Here is a 14541-nt window from a genome sequence, read left to right as displayed (position 1 = left end):
CGCCGCCGCGCGCCCGTATTCCCCTCTCGTCCGCCCCATAACAGAGCCACGGGAGGGGCGCAAGACACGGATCCTCCGCGACTCGTGCGGCTCCGCTTCACGTTCTCGACATTACGGGCTTAGCTCTTCCGAACCTACGCTGGCGTAGGTTACGGTTGCGTAGCCCGGACATTCAATCTCATACATGTCGTTGGAGGTAGCCAATGACCGTTGTCGCCGAGCGCTCCACCCCTGCCCCCAAGCCGGAGTTCGAACCAGAGCCCAAGTCAAAGTCGGAACTCGTCACCTTCGGCCTGGTGGTCGGCCTGCCTCTCGTCGCGATCGCCGCGGCCGTGCCGTTCGCATGGGGATGGGGGCTCGGCTGGACGGACATCGCCATCGCCTTCGTCTTCTACGTGGTCTCCGGCCTCGGCGTCACCGTCGGCCTGCACCGCTACTTCACGCACGGCTCCTTCAAGGCCAAGCGACCGCTGAAGATCGCGATGGGCATCGCGGGCAGCCTGTCGCTGGAGATGTCGGTGCTCGACTGGGTGGCCACCCACCGCAAGCACCACAAGTTCTCCGACAAGGAAGGCGACCCGCACTCGCCGTGGCGCTTCGGCCCCGGCTTCAAGAACATGGCCAAGGGCCTGCTCTACGCCCACATGGGCTGGCTGTTCGAGAGCGAGCGGACCAACAGGGAGAAGTACGCCCCCGACCTGTGCAAGGACCAGGACGTCATCAGGCTGCACAAGTGGTTCGGCCCCCTCGCGCTCACCTCGATCCTGCTGCCCGGCGTGCTGGGCATGCTGTTCACCTGGTCCTGGCAGGGCGGACTGACCGCGCTGTTCTGGGGCTCGCTCGTCCGCATCGGGCTGCTGCACCACGTCACCTGGTCGATCAACTCGATCTGTCACGTCTTCGGCGAGGAGGACTTCCAGGTACGCGACAAGTCGCGCAACGTGTGGTGGCTGGCCATCCCTTCCTTCGGCGAGTCCTGGCACAACCTGCACCACAGCGACCCGACCTGCGCCCGCCACGGCGCGCTCAAGGGCCAGATCGACCTGAGCGCCGGCCTCATCCGCATCTTCGAGAAGCTGGGCTGGGTGTACGACGTCCGCTGGCCGACGCCTGAGCGTCTGGCGGCGAAGCGCATTGCCTGACGATCAGCCGATGAGCGGCGGCACAGCCGTGGCCGTCATTATGGGAACCGTGACCGAACCCCGATCTCGCAGGCGCATGTCCGGTAGCGAGCGAAGAGAGCAGCTGATCCGCATCAGCCGCACCCTCTTCGCGGAGAAGGGGTTCGACGGGACCTCCATCGAAGAGATCGCAGCTACCGCACAGGTGTCGAAGCCCGTGGTGTACGAGCATTTCGGTGGCAAGGAAGGCGTCTACGCGGTCGTCGTGGACCGCGAGATGCAGAAGCTCCTCGGCATGATCACCGAGGCGCTGTCGGCCGCGCACTCCCTGGTGAAGCTGGAGCGGGCCGCGCTGGCCCTGCTCCACTACATCGAGGAGAGCAGCGAGGGTTTCCGCATCCTGGTCCGCGACTCCCACGCCGCGTCGGGCACCGGCACGTTCGCCAGCCTGATCAGCGAGATCGCGAGTCAGGTCGAGGACGTGCTGGCCGACGAGTTCGCGGCCAGGGGCTACGACCCCAAGCTGGCCCCCATGTACGCGCAGATGCTGGTCGGCATGGTGGCACTGACCGGGCAGTGGTGGCTCGACGTGCGCAAGCCGGGTCGCGAGGAGGTCGCGGCCCACCTGGTCAACCTGGCCTGGAACGGCCTTACCGCGCTCGCCCCCGACCCGTCGCTCACCGTCTCGGGACGCGCCCTGGCGGCCAAGCCGCGCGCGGCCAGCGAGAAGGAGCTGCGCGAGCTGGAGAAGGCCCGCGAGAAGGAGCTCAAGGAGGCGGAGAAGATCCGCCAGCGGGAGCTCAAGGAGGCCGAGAAGGCCCGCGTACGCGAGCTGAAGGAGCGTGAGCGGCTGCTGAAGGAGGCGGAGAAGGCCCGCGAGCGGGAGGAGAAGATCCGCCAGCGGGAGGCGCGGCTGGCGGAGCGCGCGGCGCGGCTGGAGCAGGTAGATCATCCGGAGTGAGCCTTGAACGGCGCGGGCACCCCGGGTGACGATGGTGTTGAGCTGGGCTGACCCTTGGGGGTGAGCCGTTGCGGCGACGTTAACGTGCTGTTCAACCGAACGGGGCAACATACGCCATATGTCCGCGGAACCGTTCCCGTCTGCCCATGACCTGCCCCTCCCGCAGGAGCGGTTCCTCAATCGCGAGGAGAGCTGGCTCCAGTTCAACGAGCGGGTGCTCGCACTCGCCGAGGACCCCTCGCTGCCGCTGCTCGAACGCGTCCGCTTCCTCGCGATCTTCGCGAGCAACCTCGACGAGTTCTTCCGCGTCCGGGTGGCCGGGATGAAGCGGCGGATGGCGACCGGCCTGCTGCTGCGGACGAAGAGCGGGCTCAAGCCGCAGGAAGAGCTGATCAAGATCGCCGCGGTGGCCGACGGGCTGGCCAGGCGGCACGCGGAGACCTATCACCGGCAGATCCGCCCTCAGCTCGCCGCCGAGGGCATCGAGGTCGTGCGCTGGGCGGATCTCGGGCGCGAGGAGCGTACGGAGCTGCGCAAGCTGTTCAGGGAGCGCATCAGGCCGGTGCTGACGCCGCTGGCCGTGGACCCCGCGCACCCGTTCCCCTACATCTCCGGGCTCAGCCTGAACCTCGCCGTCCTGGTGCGCAATCCGGCGACGAACCACACGGTGTTCGCCCGGGTCAAGGTGCCGTCGCAGCTGCCCAGGTTCGTCCCCGCGTCCAAAGACCGTTTCGTCCCCCTTGAAGATGTCATCGCCGCGCACCTCGGACAGCTCTTCAAAGGCATGGAGATCCTCCAGCACCACGTCTTCCGCGTCACCAGGAACGAGGACCTCGACGTGGACGAGGACGTCACCGAGAACCTCATGCAGGCCCTGGAGAAGGAGCTGCTCAAGCGGCGCTTCGGGCCGCCCGTGCGGCTGGAGGTCGAGGACAGCATCACGCCCGAGGTGCTGGCGCCGCTCATCGAGGAGCTGGAGCTGGCACCGCACGAGGTCTACCGGCTGCCGGGACCGCTCGACCTGTCGGGCCTGCACGCCATCGCCGACCTCGAACGGGGCGAGCTGTGCTACCGGCCGTTCGTGCCGGCCGAGGTGATCAACGCAGAGGACGACATCTTCGCGATCCTGCGCGAGCGCGACGTGCTGCTGCACCACCCGTACGACTCCTTCGCCACCAGCGTGCAGCGCTTCATCGAGGTCGCCGCCGAGGACCCCAGGGTGCTGGCGATCAAGCAGACCCTCTACCGCACCAGCGGCGACTCTCCCATCGTCAACGCCCTCATCGACGCCGCGGAGGCCGGCAAGCAGGTCGTGGTGGTCGTCGAGATCAAGGCCCGCTTCGACGAGCACGCCAACATCTCCTGGGCGCGCAAGCTCGAACGCGCCGGCTGCCACGTCGTCTACGGCGTGGTCGGCCTGAAGACCCACTGCAAGCTGGCCCTCGTCGTCCGCCAGGAGGCATCGGGCGAGCTGCGCCGCTACTGCCACATCGGCACCGGCAACTACAACCCCAAGACCGCCCGTCAGTACGAGGACTTCGGCCTGCTGACCGCGGACCCGCTGGTCGGCGAGGACGTCACCGACCTGTTCATCCACCTGACCGGCTACTCCCACCACTCCGCCTACCGGCGGTTGCTGGTCGCGCCCCACTCCATGCGCAGCGGCCTGATGGCCAGGATCGAACGGGAGATCGCCCACCAGCGGGCCGGGCGGCCCGCGCGGATCCGCATCAAGACGAACTCGATGGTGGACGAGCCGATCATCGACGCGCTCTACCGGGCCTCCAGGGCCGGCGTGCAGGTGGACATCTGGGTACGCGGCATCTGCGCCCTGCGACCCGGCATCCCCGACCTGTCGGAGAACATCAGGGTCCGCTCGGTCCTGGGGCGCTTCCTTGAGCACTCCCGCGTCTACGAGTTCGGGCTCGGCCGCCGCCCCGAGGTGTGGATCGGCAGCGCCGACATCATGCGCCGCAACCTCGACCGCCGCGTCGAGGCCCTGGTCAAGGTGACCTCGCAGCAGCACAAGGCGTACCTGATGGAGCTGATGGACCGCGCCATGGACGAGGAGACCAGCACCTGGTGGCTCAACTCCGACGGCACCTGGACCCACCACCCCGGCGAGGACCTGCAGAGTCACCTCATCGGCACGCACCGCTGGAGGACCGTTGACGACTGACGGCCTCATCAGGGCGGCTGGCGCGGTGATCCTGCGCGGCGCGTCCGAGGTGGCCGTCGTGCACCGGCCGCGCTACGCGGACTGGACGTTCCCCAAGGGCAAGCTCCACCCTGGCGAGCACGTCGTCGCCGCCGCCCTGCGCGAGGTGCGTGAGGAGACGGGGCTGACCGTCGTGCTCGGCAGGCCGCTGCCGCCCGTCCACTACCGCAGCTCCGGGCGGCTCAAGCGGGTCGACTACTGGGTGGGGCGGGTGGCCGACGACGCCGGGTCGATCCCTGATGACGAGGTCGATGAGCTGCGCTGGGTGCCGGTGGAGGAGGCGGAGCGGCTGCTGTCGTACACGTGGGACGTCGCGCTGCTGCGCTCCCTCGATGACGCGCCGCTCGACACCGTGCCGCTCGTGCTCGTCCGGCACGGCTCCGCGGGCTCGCGCGACGAGTGGGACGGTGACGACGAGGCCCGCCCGCTCGACGAGCGCGGGACCGCCCAGGCCGCGGTCCTCGCCACCGTGCTGCCCGCCTACCGGCCCGGTCGTCTCGTCAGCTCGCCCAGTGCTCGCTGCGTGCAGACGCTGGAGCCGTACGCGCGGGTCCGCGGAGCCGCGATCGAGGTCGAACCGCTGCTCAGTGAGGAGGGCCAGGACCCGCGCAGGACTCCTGAGCTGGTGGCCGCGCTGCCCCCGCACGCCGTCGTGTGCAGTCACGGGAAGGTGCTGCCCGGTCTCGTCCAGGCGCTGGCCGGGCAGGACGTACGGCTGCCCAAGGGCGGCCTCGCTGTGCTGCACCGGGCCGGCGAGCGGGTCGTCGCCGTCGAGCAGCACGCGAGCTGACGGTCACAGCACCTTCGCGACCGCCTTGCAGGTCTTCCACACCTTGGGGAAGCCGACGTGCGCGCGCTCGGCGGCCCCGCGTTCGATGCCGTCGCTGAGGTCAGGGAGCTCGTAGTCCGGAGAGACGTCGAACTTGTCCTCGATCTCGATGCCCACCGCACCTCGCAAAAGTCCGGTCCAGCACCATCATGCCACTTCACGGGCTGTGCGGCCGCTTCGTCACTTCTGCACCACGACGAAGATCCGCCGGAACGGGAACGGCGTCCCGTAGTTCCTCGCCGGGTACGCCTCGGCGAGCAGTTTGCCCAGGTCGTGCTTGAACCGCCGCTGCCCGTCCTGGTCGAGCCGGTCCAGGATGGGGCGCAGGGCGGTGCCGGAGACCCAGTCGAGCACCGGGTTCTCGCCCTGCAGCACGTGCACGTACGTCGTCTCCCAGGCGTCCACCATCGAGCCGCCCTGGTTGAGCAGGTCGACGTACTCCAGCGGCTCGCTCACCGGCGTGCCCCGCGTGAAGTCGCCGAGCCGGTCGGACCAGGCGCGCGAGTCGCACAGCTCGCGGATGGCGACGTGGCTGGGCGCGTCGAAGTTGCCCGGCACCTGGAAGGCCAGCCAGCCGCCCGGGGCCACCTCCTCCATCCAGTGCTCGAGCACCGCGTGGTGGTCGGGCACCCACTGCAGCAACGCGTTGGAGACGATCACGTCCACGGGGCGGTCGGGGCGCCAGGTGGAGGCGTCGGCGACCTGGAACCTGACGTCCGACCCCAGCTTCCTGGCCTTGCCGATCATCGCAGGTGAGGAGTCGAAGCCCTCGATCGTCGCATTGGGCCAGCGACTGGCCAGCTCGACGGTGAGTTCACCGCTGCCGCAGCCCGCGTCCACGACATAATCGGGCTCGACCGCCCCCACTCTGGAGATCAGCTCGATGAACGGCCGCGACCGCTCGTCCGCGTAGACCGCGTATGTCACAGGGTCCCAGATATCTCTTGACATGAAGATAATTGATATCGAGAGATATATCTCGATGTCAAGACAGTACACTTGTGTGTCATGACGGAGGATGCTAGAGACGAGGTCGATCGCCTCGTCGCGGCGTGGCGGACGGAGCGCCCCGACCTCGACGTCGAGCCGCTCCAGGTGCTCTCAAGGGTGTCACGGCTGGCCAAGCATCTCGACCGTGCCAGGCGGGCCGCGTTCGCCGAGCACGATCTGGAGCCGTGGGAGTTCGACGTGCTGACCGCGCTGCGGCGGGCCGGCAAGCCGTACGAGCTGAGCCCCGGCGCCCTGCTGCGGGCCACGTTGGTGACGTCGGGCACCATGACCAACCGCATCGACCGCCTCGCGCAGGCCGGTCTCGTACGCCGCCGCCCCGATCCCGAGGACCGGCGCGGCGTGCTCGTCTCGCTGACGGAGACGGGGCTGGCGCGGGTGGACGCCGCGTTCTCCGACCTGTTGCGGCGTGAACGGGAACTCCTCTCAGGACTCGGCCCCTCCGACCAGCGCACCCTCGCCGCCCTCCTCCGCACCCTCCTCACCCCCTTCGACTCCCCCCTCTGACCCTTCGCGCGCCCAGCCCCTCGGACCGGCTCCAGGCAGAGGGCCTGATCGAGGAGGACCGGGAGGAGATCGTCGGCGGCCGGGTACGCCGCTCTCACCGGCTGGCCGGCGACGGCGCGACGAGGTTGGCGGCCGAGGCCGAGCGGATGCGCAGGCACGCCGCAGCGGCCACCGACCGCCTGCGCGTCATCGGCGCGGGAGGGACGGCTTGAGCTCGCTGGCTTGAACGGCGGGCGGGGGCCGGCGTTTCTTCGTGGAGTTCAGTCGCCCAGGCGGTCGGCTGCTTCGAGCCATTCCGCCTCCACGGCTTCCTTCTGGGCTGCGACCTCGCGGAGTTCGGCGTCGAGCGAGCCCAGCTTGGCGTAGTCGCTGGCCGCTTCCGCCATGGCGGCGTGCAGCCGGGACTCCTGGTCGCTGAGCTTGTCGAGCTGTCGTTCGAGGCGGTTGAGCTCCTTGCGGAGTTCGCGTTCCTCCTTGGCCGACAGCCCGCTCGGCGCACTCGGGGCACTCGGCTGCGGAGCGGCCGGCTCGGGGGCCGCCGTAAGGGCGCCCATGCCGAGGCGGGCGGTCACGGCCGTGCCGGCGGCGCGGCGTTCGAGGTATTCGTCCACCCCGCCCGGCAGCAGCGACAGCTTGCCGTCGCCCAGCAGCGCCACGCACTTGTCGGTGACCCGCTCCAGGAAATAGCGGTCGTGGCTGACCAGGATCAGCGTGCCGGGCCAGGCGTCCAGCAGGTCTTCGAGCTCGTTCAGGGTCTCGATGTCGAGGTCGTTGGTGGGCTCGTCGAGCAGCAGGACGTTGGGGTCGTCCATCAGCAGCCGCAGCAGCTGCAGCCGCCGCCGCTCGCCGCCGGACAGGTCGCCGACCACCTTCCACTGCGCCTCGCCACGGAAGCCGAGGCGTTCGAGCAGCTGGGACGCGGTCCACTCGCGCTTGCCGACCTGGAGGTATTTGCGGATCTCCTCCACCGACTCCAGCACGCGCCGCGCCGGGTCGACCTCGGCCAGCTCCTGTGACAAGTGCGCGAGGCGTACGGTCCTGCCCCTGACCACCCGCCCCGAGTCGGGCTTGATCGTGTCGGCGAGCAGGCGCAGCACCGACGACTTGCCCGACCCGTTCACCCCGATCAGCCCGATCCGGTCACCCGGGCCGAACTGCCACGTGAGGTGGTCGAGCACGAGCGGACCCGCACCGGGGCCGCCGGCGTGGAGGGTGACGTCTTCGAGGTCGTAGACGGTCTTGCCGAGCCGGGCCGCCGCGAAGCGCATCAGCTCGACGGTCTCGCGCGGCGGCGGCTCGTTCGCGATCAGCGCCTGGGCGGCGTCGATGCGGAACTTCGGCTTGGACGTACGGGCGGGCGGGCCGCGCCGCAGCCAGGCGATCTCCTTGCGCATGAGGTTCTGCCTGCGCTCCTCGGCGGCCTGGGCGATGCGGGCCCGCTCGGCCTTCGCCAGGACGTACGCCGCGTATCCGCCCTCGTAGCGCTCGACCCGGCCGTCCACGACCTCCCACGTACGGGTCGAGACCGCGTCGAGGAACCACCGGTCGTGCGTCACGACCACCAGCGCGCTCTTGCGGTCGGCCAGGTGCCCGGCCAGCCACGCGATCGCCTCGATGTCGAGGTGGTTGGTGGGCTCGTCGAGCATGATCAGGTCATGGTCGTCGATGAGCAGCTTGGCCAGCGCCGTACGCCTGCGCTCGCCGCCCGAGAGGTCGCCCGTCCTTGAGTCGAGGTCGAGGTCGCCGATCAGGTTGGTGAGGATCTCGCGTACGCGCTGGTCGCCCGCCCACTCGTGCTCCGCCAGCCCGCCGAGGACCGTCTCGCGCACGGTGCTCGCCGGGTCGAGGGTGTCCTGCTGCGACAGGAGACCCACGCGAAGGCCGCGGTTGTGGGTGACGCGGCCGCTATCAGGGCGTACGGTGCCCGCCAGCACGGACAGCAGCGTCGTCTTGCCGCCACCGTTGCGGCCGACGACACCGATGCGATCGCCGGCCTCGACACCGAGCGAGACGTCGGTGAGGAGCGGCTTGGGGCCGTAGGCGTGGGAGACCGACTCGAGATTGACCAGATTCATGGCCTTCCCAGGGTATCGGCTTCCCGCCCGTCTCCTCGCTTCCTCCCCCTCCGCCCCCGACCCTGCCATTACATATCGTTGTCTTTCAGCTCCTCTGCGTTACCATCTTGGGTGACCGGTGTGACCTTCCCCGGCTTCCCCCCGACCTTGGAGTGCCGCATGGAGCGAACGGTTCTGGTCGCCGTCACCGAACGTCCCGATGCCGACTCGGCGCTCGCCGAGCAACTCCGCCGCGTCTGCGCCGCCATGGACGAGCTCGGGCTCCACGTACGCTGGACCCACCGCGACCACGACGCCCTGGCGGTGATCGGATCGGACGCGTCGCTCACGGCGGTGCTGGCCTCGTGGGACGCGCCCGGCGCGGAACATTTGCTGGGCGCGGTCGCCAAACGGTTCCGCGGGTTGCCCGTCTTCCTGATGGCGCAGGAGCAGGAGCTTCCGCTGTGGGTCTACGAGGTCATCCACGGCTACGTCTACCCTCTGGAGGACACCCCGCAGTTCATCGCGGGGCGCATCTCCCACGCCGCTGACCAGTACGCCGAGAAGATCCTCCCGCCCTTCTTCGGTGCGCTCCGCCGTCTGCAGGACCATCATCACTACTCCTGGCACACCCCGGCGCACGCCGGGGGCGTGGCGTTCCTCAAATCGCCGGTGGGCCGGGCATTCTTCGACTTCTACGGCGAACGGCTGCTGCGCACCGACCTGTCCATCTCGGTCACCGAACTGGGCTCGCCCCTCGACCACACCGGCCCGATCGGCGAAGCCGAGCGCAACGCCGCCCGCGTCTTCGGGGCCGACCGCACGTTCTTCGTGGTCAACGGCAACTCCACGGCCAACCGCATCGTCGGACACCACGCCATCGCCCGCGACGACACCGTCCTCGTGGACCGCAACTGCCACAAGTCGGTCCAGCACGCGCTCGCCATCAGCGGCGCCCGCCCGGTCTACCTCGTGCCCGAGCGCAACGGGCTGGGGCTGGCCGGTCCGATCCCGCCCGCCGCGCTGGCCGCGGCCGCGATCAGGGCCCAGGTGGCCGCCCATCCCCTCGCCTCCGGCGACCCGACCTACGCGGTGATCACCAACTCGACGTACGACGGTGTGTGCTACGACGCGGTGCAGGTCGGCGAGTTGCTGGGCGCCGGCGTGCCTCGCCTGCACTTCGACGAGGCATGGTTCGCCTACGCCCGGTTCAACCCGCTCTACGCCGGCCGCTACGGCATGGCCGTCGACGAGCACACGCTGCCCGGTCCCGGCCGTCCCACCCTGTTCGCCACCCAGTCGACGCACAAACTGCTTGCGGCGCTGTCGCAGGCCGCGATGCTGCACGTCCGCTCCTCGGAGCGGGCGCCGGTCGACTACGACGCGCTCAACGAGACCTACCTCATGCACGCCTCCACGTCGCCGCTCTACCCGATGATCGCCTCGCTCGACGTCGCAGCGGCGATGATGGACGGCTCGTCGGGAGTGTTCCTCACCGGGGAAGCGATCACCGAGGCCGTCCGGTTCCGGCAGGCGATGACGCGCCTGGCCGCTCGCATCCGCGACGACGGCACGCGGCCCGGCTGGTTCTTCGGCGTGTGGCAGCCCCCCGTCGTCACCGATCCGCGCACCGGGGGCACCGTCCCGTTCGCCGACGCCGACCCGGCCCTGCTGTGCTCGGAGCCCCGATGCTGGACGCTGGAGCCGGGCGCCGGCTGGCACGGGTTCGACGGCATGTCAGAGGGCTACTGCCTGCTCGACCCGGTCAAGGTGACGATCACCTGTCCGGGCGCCGATGCCGCCACCGGCACGCTCGACTGGGGCATCCCGGCCCGCGTCGTGGCCGCCTACCTGCAACGACGCGGCATCGTGGTGGAGAAGACCGGCGACCACACGTTGCTGGTGCTGTTCTCGATGGGGATCACCAAGGGAAAGTGGGGCACCCTGATCGACGCCCTCACCGACTTCAAGAACGCCTACGACGCCGGCCTCCCCCTGTCGGAGGTCCTGCCCGGCTTCGGCCCGCCCGCGATCTCACTGCGCGAGCTCTGCACCCTGGTCCACGACAAGCTGCGCGACTCCGAGGTCGGCAAGCTCCTCGACCAGGTCTTCACCTTCCTGCCCCAGCCCGTGACCACGCCGGCCGACTGCTACCAGGCCATGATCCGGGCGCGCACCGAACGCGTCCCGCTGAGCCGCCTGCCGGGCCGGGTCGCCGCGGCCACGGTGGTCGTCACCCCACCGGGCATCCCCATGCTGATGCCCGGCGAGGCGACCGGTCCCGCCGACGGGCCGCTGATGACCTACCTGCGCGTCCTGGAGGACTTCGACCGGACCTTCCCCGACCTGGCCACGGACATCCACGGCGCCCATCGCGACACCGACGGCCGCTACTGGATAGAGGTCCTCAAGCACTGACCGCGCCCGCGCATCAGACCACGCGGGGCCGGGTCACGCGGGATCGGACCACGCGGGTCAGACCACGCGGGGCCGGGTCACGCGGGATCGGACCACGCGGGTCAGATCACGCGGGACCGGACCACCCGAGACCGGACCACGCGGATCAGATCACGCGGGTCAGATCGCGCGGGATCGGACCACGCGGGTCAGATCGCGCGGGTCAGATCAAGGTCGCGCCGTGAACGGGGCCGTGGGCGGCGACGGCGGTGTGGGCGGCGCCCGTCGTAGTCAGGCTGTGGGCGAGGTCGCGGGCGTGGGTAGCGTCGATGGCGAGGAACGCGCACGTCGGGCCCGAACCGGAGACGATCGCGCCCAGGGCGCCGTGCTGGCGGCCGGACTCGAGCGTGGGGGCGAGCTCGGGGCGGAGGTTGAGCGCGGCGGGCTGGAGGTCGTTGCTCAGGTGGGTGCCGAGCGCGTACGCGTCGCCGGTGCCGAGCGCCTCCATGAGTGAGTCGTTGAGCGTCGGCCACGGCACCTCGGCGTCGGAGGCCGCCCGGAGCCGGTCGCACTCGGCGTACACGCTGGCCGTCGACAGACCCCCATCGGCCAGCGCGAACACCCAGTGGAACGTGCCTCCGGTGGGCAGCTCGCTCAGCTGCTCACCGCGCCCCGTGCCGACCGCCGTGCCGCCGATCAGCGAGAACGGGACGTCGCTGCCGAGGTCACCGGCGATCTCCATGAGATCGTCCATGGGCAGCCCCAGACCCCACAGCTCGTTGCAGGCGACCAGCGCGCCCGCCGCGTCGGCGCTGCCGCCCGCCATCCCGCCCGCGACGGGGATGCTCTTGTGGATGACGAGTTCGGCGCCGTAGCTGCGGCCGGCGTGCTTGGCGAGGGCGCGAGCGGCTCGGATGGCGAGGTTGCTGTCGTCGGTCGGCACCTGGTCGGACCACTTGCCGTTCACCTGAACGGTGATCCCCTCCGACTCCTTGGCCACCACCTCATCGAAGATCGACACGGCGTGGAAGACGTTGACCAGGTCGTGGTAGCCATCTTCCCTGAGCGGGCCGACAGAAAGCTGCACGTTGACCTTCGCGGGCACACGTACGGTCACCGAACTCATCGATCTTCTGCCACTCTCATTACTTGCCGGGGTCAAGGACACTCGATGTTATCGGGGCACGGAGCCCTGACATGCGGTTCTCGAAATATGACGCCGGCCTCTGCCGCCTCCTCACCACAGAGAGTCAAGGTGGTCACCTTTTCCACCGATCCCCCTGCTTGATGAGGTGCGTCCCTTTCCGTCGCCCCTCCAAAAGGGTCGGAGCATGCTCCCAAGCGCATCACGCTCGCGCCGGACGAACCGCACGCCGCGGGACACGGCGGTCGCACCGGACGAACCGCACACCCGGGGCACGAGGCGGAGGTTGGACAGGGTTTCCACGCTTTGCCAGGGTGAGTGAGTGCGTCGGGGTGATGGCTGCGCAGGTGAGGAGTGGTGAACGTGGTGACGGTGGTGGAGGTCCCGCAGTGGCGGGGGTCGGGAGCCCCCACGGCGGAACGGCTGAAGGAAGGGGCACGACTGCTCGCCGACATGGTCGGAGCCGGGCAACGGGTACGGGTTGCGGTAGAAGACGACCTCGTCACCACGGCAGCCCGGGTGCGTACGGCCCTTGAAGAGGTGTCCGAGGGCTTCGTGGTCACCACCGGCGGAGACTGCGGGGCCGAGCTGGAGCCGGTGGCGGCGGCCCGCCGACGCTACGGAGACCGACTGGTGGTCGTCTGGTTCGACGCCCACGGCGACCTGAACACACCTGTCTCCTCGCCCTCCGGCGCCTACCACGGCATGGTCCTGCGCGCCCTCACCGGTGACGGCCCTGTGGGCCTGGTGGCCGGCGACCCGCTGACGCCACGCCAGATCGTCCTGGCCGGAGCCCGCGACCTGGACGCCGCGGAAGAGTCGTTCATCAAGGCCGCCGGGATCCGCCACGTCCCCGGGCCGGACGCAACGGCCCTGATCGAGGCCATCGAGCTTTGCCGTGTTGATCGCCCCCACGAGGTTCCCTCCGGAACGGCACCACCCCACGAGGTTCCCTCCGAAACGGCACCACCTCACGACACCGGCCTGGCAAGGCCACAGCGTCAGGACACGACGGCACGCGACGCGCGCACCGGGACCCCGGCATCACGGAGGATGACGGCAGAGGACGGCGGCACCGTCGTGTATGTGCACATCGACTTCGACGTGCTGGATCCGGAGATCTTCACGAGTGTGGGATCGCCGGCGCCTGGTGGGTTGCGGCCCGAGGAACTCCTTTCGCTGGTGCGTGCGGTGGGCGAGCGGTTCGACGTCGTGGGGCTCGGGCTCATGGAGTACGAGCCCGCTCGCAAGGAGGATCAAGAGCTGCTGTCCTCACTGGTGACGGACCTGGTGGCGGCCTGCCGCCACGCGTGAGTCCTTGGAGGCTGAGCGCGTGGGGCTAGGGGCGGTGGGGGTCAGCCTGGGCGGACGGCGCCTCTGAACGTCGCGCGGTAGTAGGGGATGTTGAGGAAGCGGGTCTTTCTGACCACGTCGCCGGTTTTCGGGGCGTGGATCATGAGGTCGCGGCCGAGGTAGAGGGCGACGTGGGTGGGGGCGCCGGTGCCGCCTCCGAAGAAGAGCAGGTCGCCGGTACGGCGGGCGGCTAGCGGGATGCGGCGGCCTTGGCGGTATTGGGCTCCTGTGTAGTGGCTGAGGCGCACGCCGGCTCTGGACCAGGCGTAGAGAGTCAGACCGCTGCAGTCGAAGCCCCGGGTTCTCGAGCCCCGGCCAATGCCCAAGGTGGGGCCTTTGGAGGAGCCTCCGCCCCAGGAGAAGGAGACGCCCAGCTGGGTCAGGGCGGCTGCGGCGGCGATCTGTCCTCTTGTCAGGGCCTTCTTCGTGGCCGCCGCTTGAGCGGGGGTGGTGGCGGTGGTCAGGAGAGCTGTGACGAAGGAGATGAGCAGGGCGGGGTGGAGGGTGAGCCAGAGGAACACGGAGTGCTTGGTCATCGGTGTCTCCCAGGGTGATCGGGGGTGGGAGGCCAGGATGCGGGGCTGGTCGTGGTCGGGATTGGCCCGAACGTGGTTCTGGGGACAGCGGGGCGCGAGGATGGCCGCCTGTGGATGCGGTCGTAGACCACATCCATCGGAAGTCGGGATCGGTCGTGACTATCGCGCCACCGGCAGCACCGACCTCGCCACCAGCGAAGCCGCACGGCCGCGAACCCACCGGCTCGGCGGCGGACGACACCAGCTTGGACCGCCGGTGACGCCGACTCGACCCCCGGTGACACCAGCTTGACCGGCGGTGACACCAACACGACCGCCGGTGACACCGGCGCGGGCGCTGATGACACCGGCGCGGGCGCCGGCGGTGTCGGTTTCGGCGTTCAGCGGGGTGGGCGGGCCTGTTACCGAGGGAA

At 69.7% G+C, this 14541-nt stretch carries 12 protein-coding genes; 7 read left to right on the top strand and 5 right to left on the bottom strand.

All coding sequences use genetic code 11. The features are described from left to right. Positions 1–203 precede the first annotated feature (203 nt). The 4 genes from ABZW11_RS14700 (at position 204) to ABZW11_RS14685 (ending at position 5090) form a co-directional block, all read left to right on the top strand. Positions 204–1142 carry an acyl-CoA desaturase gene (locus ABZW11_RS14700; RefSeq protein ID WP_355416503.1) on the top strand — a complete coding sequence of 313 codons (939 nt, stop codon included), beginning with the start codon at positions 204–206 and terminating at the stop codon, positions 1140–1142. 76 nt (positions 1143–1218) lie between these two features. Next, on the top strand, positions 1219–2082 hold the full coding sequence (locus tag ABZW11_RS14695) for a TetR/AcrR family transcriptional regulator (protein ID WP_355416500.1): 864 nt from the start codon (positions 1219–1221) through the stop codon (positions 2080–2082). A 118-nt stretch (positions 2083–2200) separates the two neighbouring features. After that, positions 2201–4261 carry an RNA degradosome polyphosphate kinase gene (locus ABZW11_RS14690; protein WP_355416497.1) on the top strand — a complete coding sequence of 687 codons (2061 nt, stop codon included), beginning with the start codon at positions 2201–2203 and terminating at the stop codon, positions 4259–4261. Continuing rightward, positions 4251–5090 carry an NUDIX hydrolase gene (locus tag ABZW11_RS14685; protein WP_355416494.1) on the top strand — a complete coding sequence of 280 codons (840 nt, stop codon included), beginning with the start codon at positions 4251–4253 and terminating at the stop codon, positions 5088–5090. Before ABZW11_RS14690 ends, ABZW11_RS14685 begins: the two co-directional genes overlap by 11 nt. Before the next feature lie 3 nt (positions 5091–5093). Here the strand turns inward: ABZW11_RS14685 and ABZW11_RS14680 are convergent, their stop codons facing one another. Further along, positions 5094–5246, bottom strand: coding sequence for a hypothetical protein (locus tag ABZW11_RS14680; RefSeq protein ID WP_355416491.1), 153 nt, complete (start codon positions 5244–5246; stop codon positions 5094–5096). 63 nt (positions 5247–5309) lie between these two features. Continuing rightward, positions 5310–6056: a trans-aconitate 2-methyltransferase gene (locus ABZW11_RS14675; RefSeq protein ID WP_355416488.1), complete on the bottom strand. Its 747-nt coding sequence runs from the start codon at positions 6054–6056 to the stop codon at positions 5310–5312. 81 nt (positions 6057–6137) lie between these two features. On the opposite strand from ABZW11_RS14675, the gene ABZW11_RS14670 reads away from it, so the two are divergent. Continuing rightward, positions 6138–6644 carry a MarR family transcriptional regulator gene (locus ABZW11_RS14670; RefSeq protein WP_355416485.1) on the top strand — a complete coding sequence of 169 codons (507 nt, stop codon included), beginning with the start codon at positions 6138–6140 and terminating at the stop codon, positions 6642–6644. 260 nt (positions 6645–6904) lie between these two features. On the opposite strand, the gene ABZW11_RS14665 is transcribed toward ABZW11_RS14670, so the two are convergent. Next, positions 6905–8719 (bottom strand): ABC-F family ATP-binding cassette domain-containing protein, encoded by a 1815-nt coding sequence (locus ABZW11_RS14665; protein ID WP_355416482.1) that lies wholly within the window; start codon positions 8717–8719, stop codon positions 6905–6907. A gap of 159 nt (positions 8720–8878) precedes the next feature. On the opposite strand from ABZW11_RS14665, the gene ABZW11_RS14660 reads away from it, so the two are divergent. Beyond that, on the top strand, positions 8879–11116 hold the full coding sequence (locus ABZW11_RS14660) for an Orn/Lys/Arg decarboxylase N-terminal domain-containing protein (protein WP_355416479.1): 2238 nt from the start codon (positions 8879–8881) through the stop codon (positions 11114–11116). A 202-nt stretch (positions 11117–11318) separates the two neighbouring features. Here ABZW11_RS14660 and ABZW11_RS14655 read toward each other — a convergent pair whose 3' ends face one another. Continuing rightward, positions 11319–12221, bottom strand: a complete 903-nt coding sequence (locus ABZW11_RS14655) for a 4-(cytidine 5'-diphospho)-2-C-methyl-D-erythritol kinase (RefSeq protein ID WP_355416476.1) — start codon at positions 12219–12221, stop codon at positions 11319–11321. 375 nt (positions 12222–12596) lie between these two features. Between ABZW11_RS14655 and ABZW11_RS14650 the strand changes: the two genes are divergently transcribed. Further along, on the top strand, positions 12597–13553 hold the full coding sequence (locus ABZW11_RS14650) for an arginase family protein (protein WP_355416473.1): 957 nt from the start codon (positions 12597–12599) through the stop codon (positions 13551–13553). 41 nt (positions 13554–13594) lie between these two features. Here ABZW11_RS14650 and ABZW11_RS14645 read toward each other — a convergent pair whose 3' ends face one another. After that, positions 13595–14128, bottom strand: coding sequence for an NlpC/P60 family protein (locus ABZW11_RS14645; RefSeq protein WP_355416470.1), 534 nt, complete (start codon positions 14126–14128; stop codon positions 13595–13597). Positions 14129–14541 lie beyond the last annotated feature (413 nt).

It is taken from the genome of Nonomuraea sp. NPDC004580 (genome assembly GCF_040609855.1).
Lineage (GTDB): Bacteria > Actinomycetota > Actinomycetes > Streptosporangiales > Streptosporangiaceae > Nonomuraea > Nonomuraea salmonea.
The sequence above is the reverse complement of the archived record's forward strand: the minus strand, read 5'-3'. Positions and strand labels throughout refer to the sequence as shown.

Excerpts from the sequence above, each read along its gene's own strand:
- ABZW11_RS14655 (WP_355416476.1), bottom strand. The coding sequence starts at position 12,221 with ATGAGTTCGGTGACCGTACGTGTGCCCGCGAAGGTCAACGTGCAGCTT.
- ABZW11_RS14665 (WP_355416482.1), bottom strand. The coding sequence starts at position 8,719 with ATGAATCTGGTCAATCTCGAGTCGGTCTCCCACGCCTACGGCCCCAAG.
- ABZW11_RS14700 (WP_355416503.1), top strand. The coding sequence starts at position 204 with ATGACCGTTGTCGCCGAGCGCTCCACCCCTGCCCCCAAGCCGGAGTTC.
- ABZW11_RS14645 (WP_355416470.1), bottom strand. The coding sequence starts at position 14,128 with ATGACCAAGCACTCCGTGTTCCTCTGGCTCACCCTCCACCCCGCCCTG.
- ABZW11_RS14690 (WP_355416497.1), top strand. The coding sequence starts at position 2,201 with ATGTCCGCGGAACCGTTCCCGTCTGCCCATGACCTGCCCCTCCCGCAG.
- ABZW11_RS14670 (WP_355416485.1), top strand. The coding sequence starts at position 6,138 with ATGACGGAGGATGCTAGAGACGAGGTCGATCGCCTCGTCGCGGCGTGG.
- ABZW11_RS14695 (WP_355416500.1), top strand. The coding sequence starts at position 1,219 with ATGTCCGGTAGCGAGCGAAGAGAGCAGCTGATCCGCATCAGCCGCACC.
- ABZW11_RS14660 (WP_355416479.1), top strand. The coding sequence starts at position 8,879 with ATGGAGCGAACGGTTCTGGTCGCCGTCACCGAACGTCCCGATGCCGAC.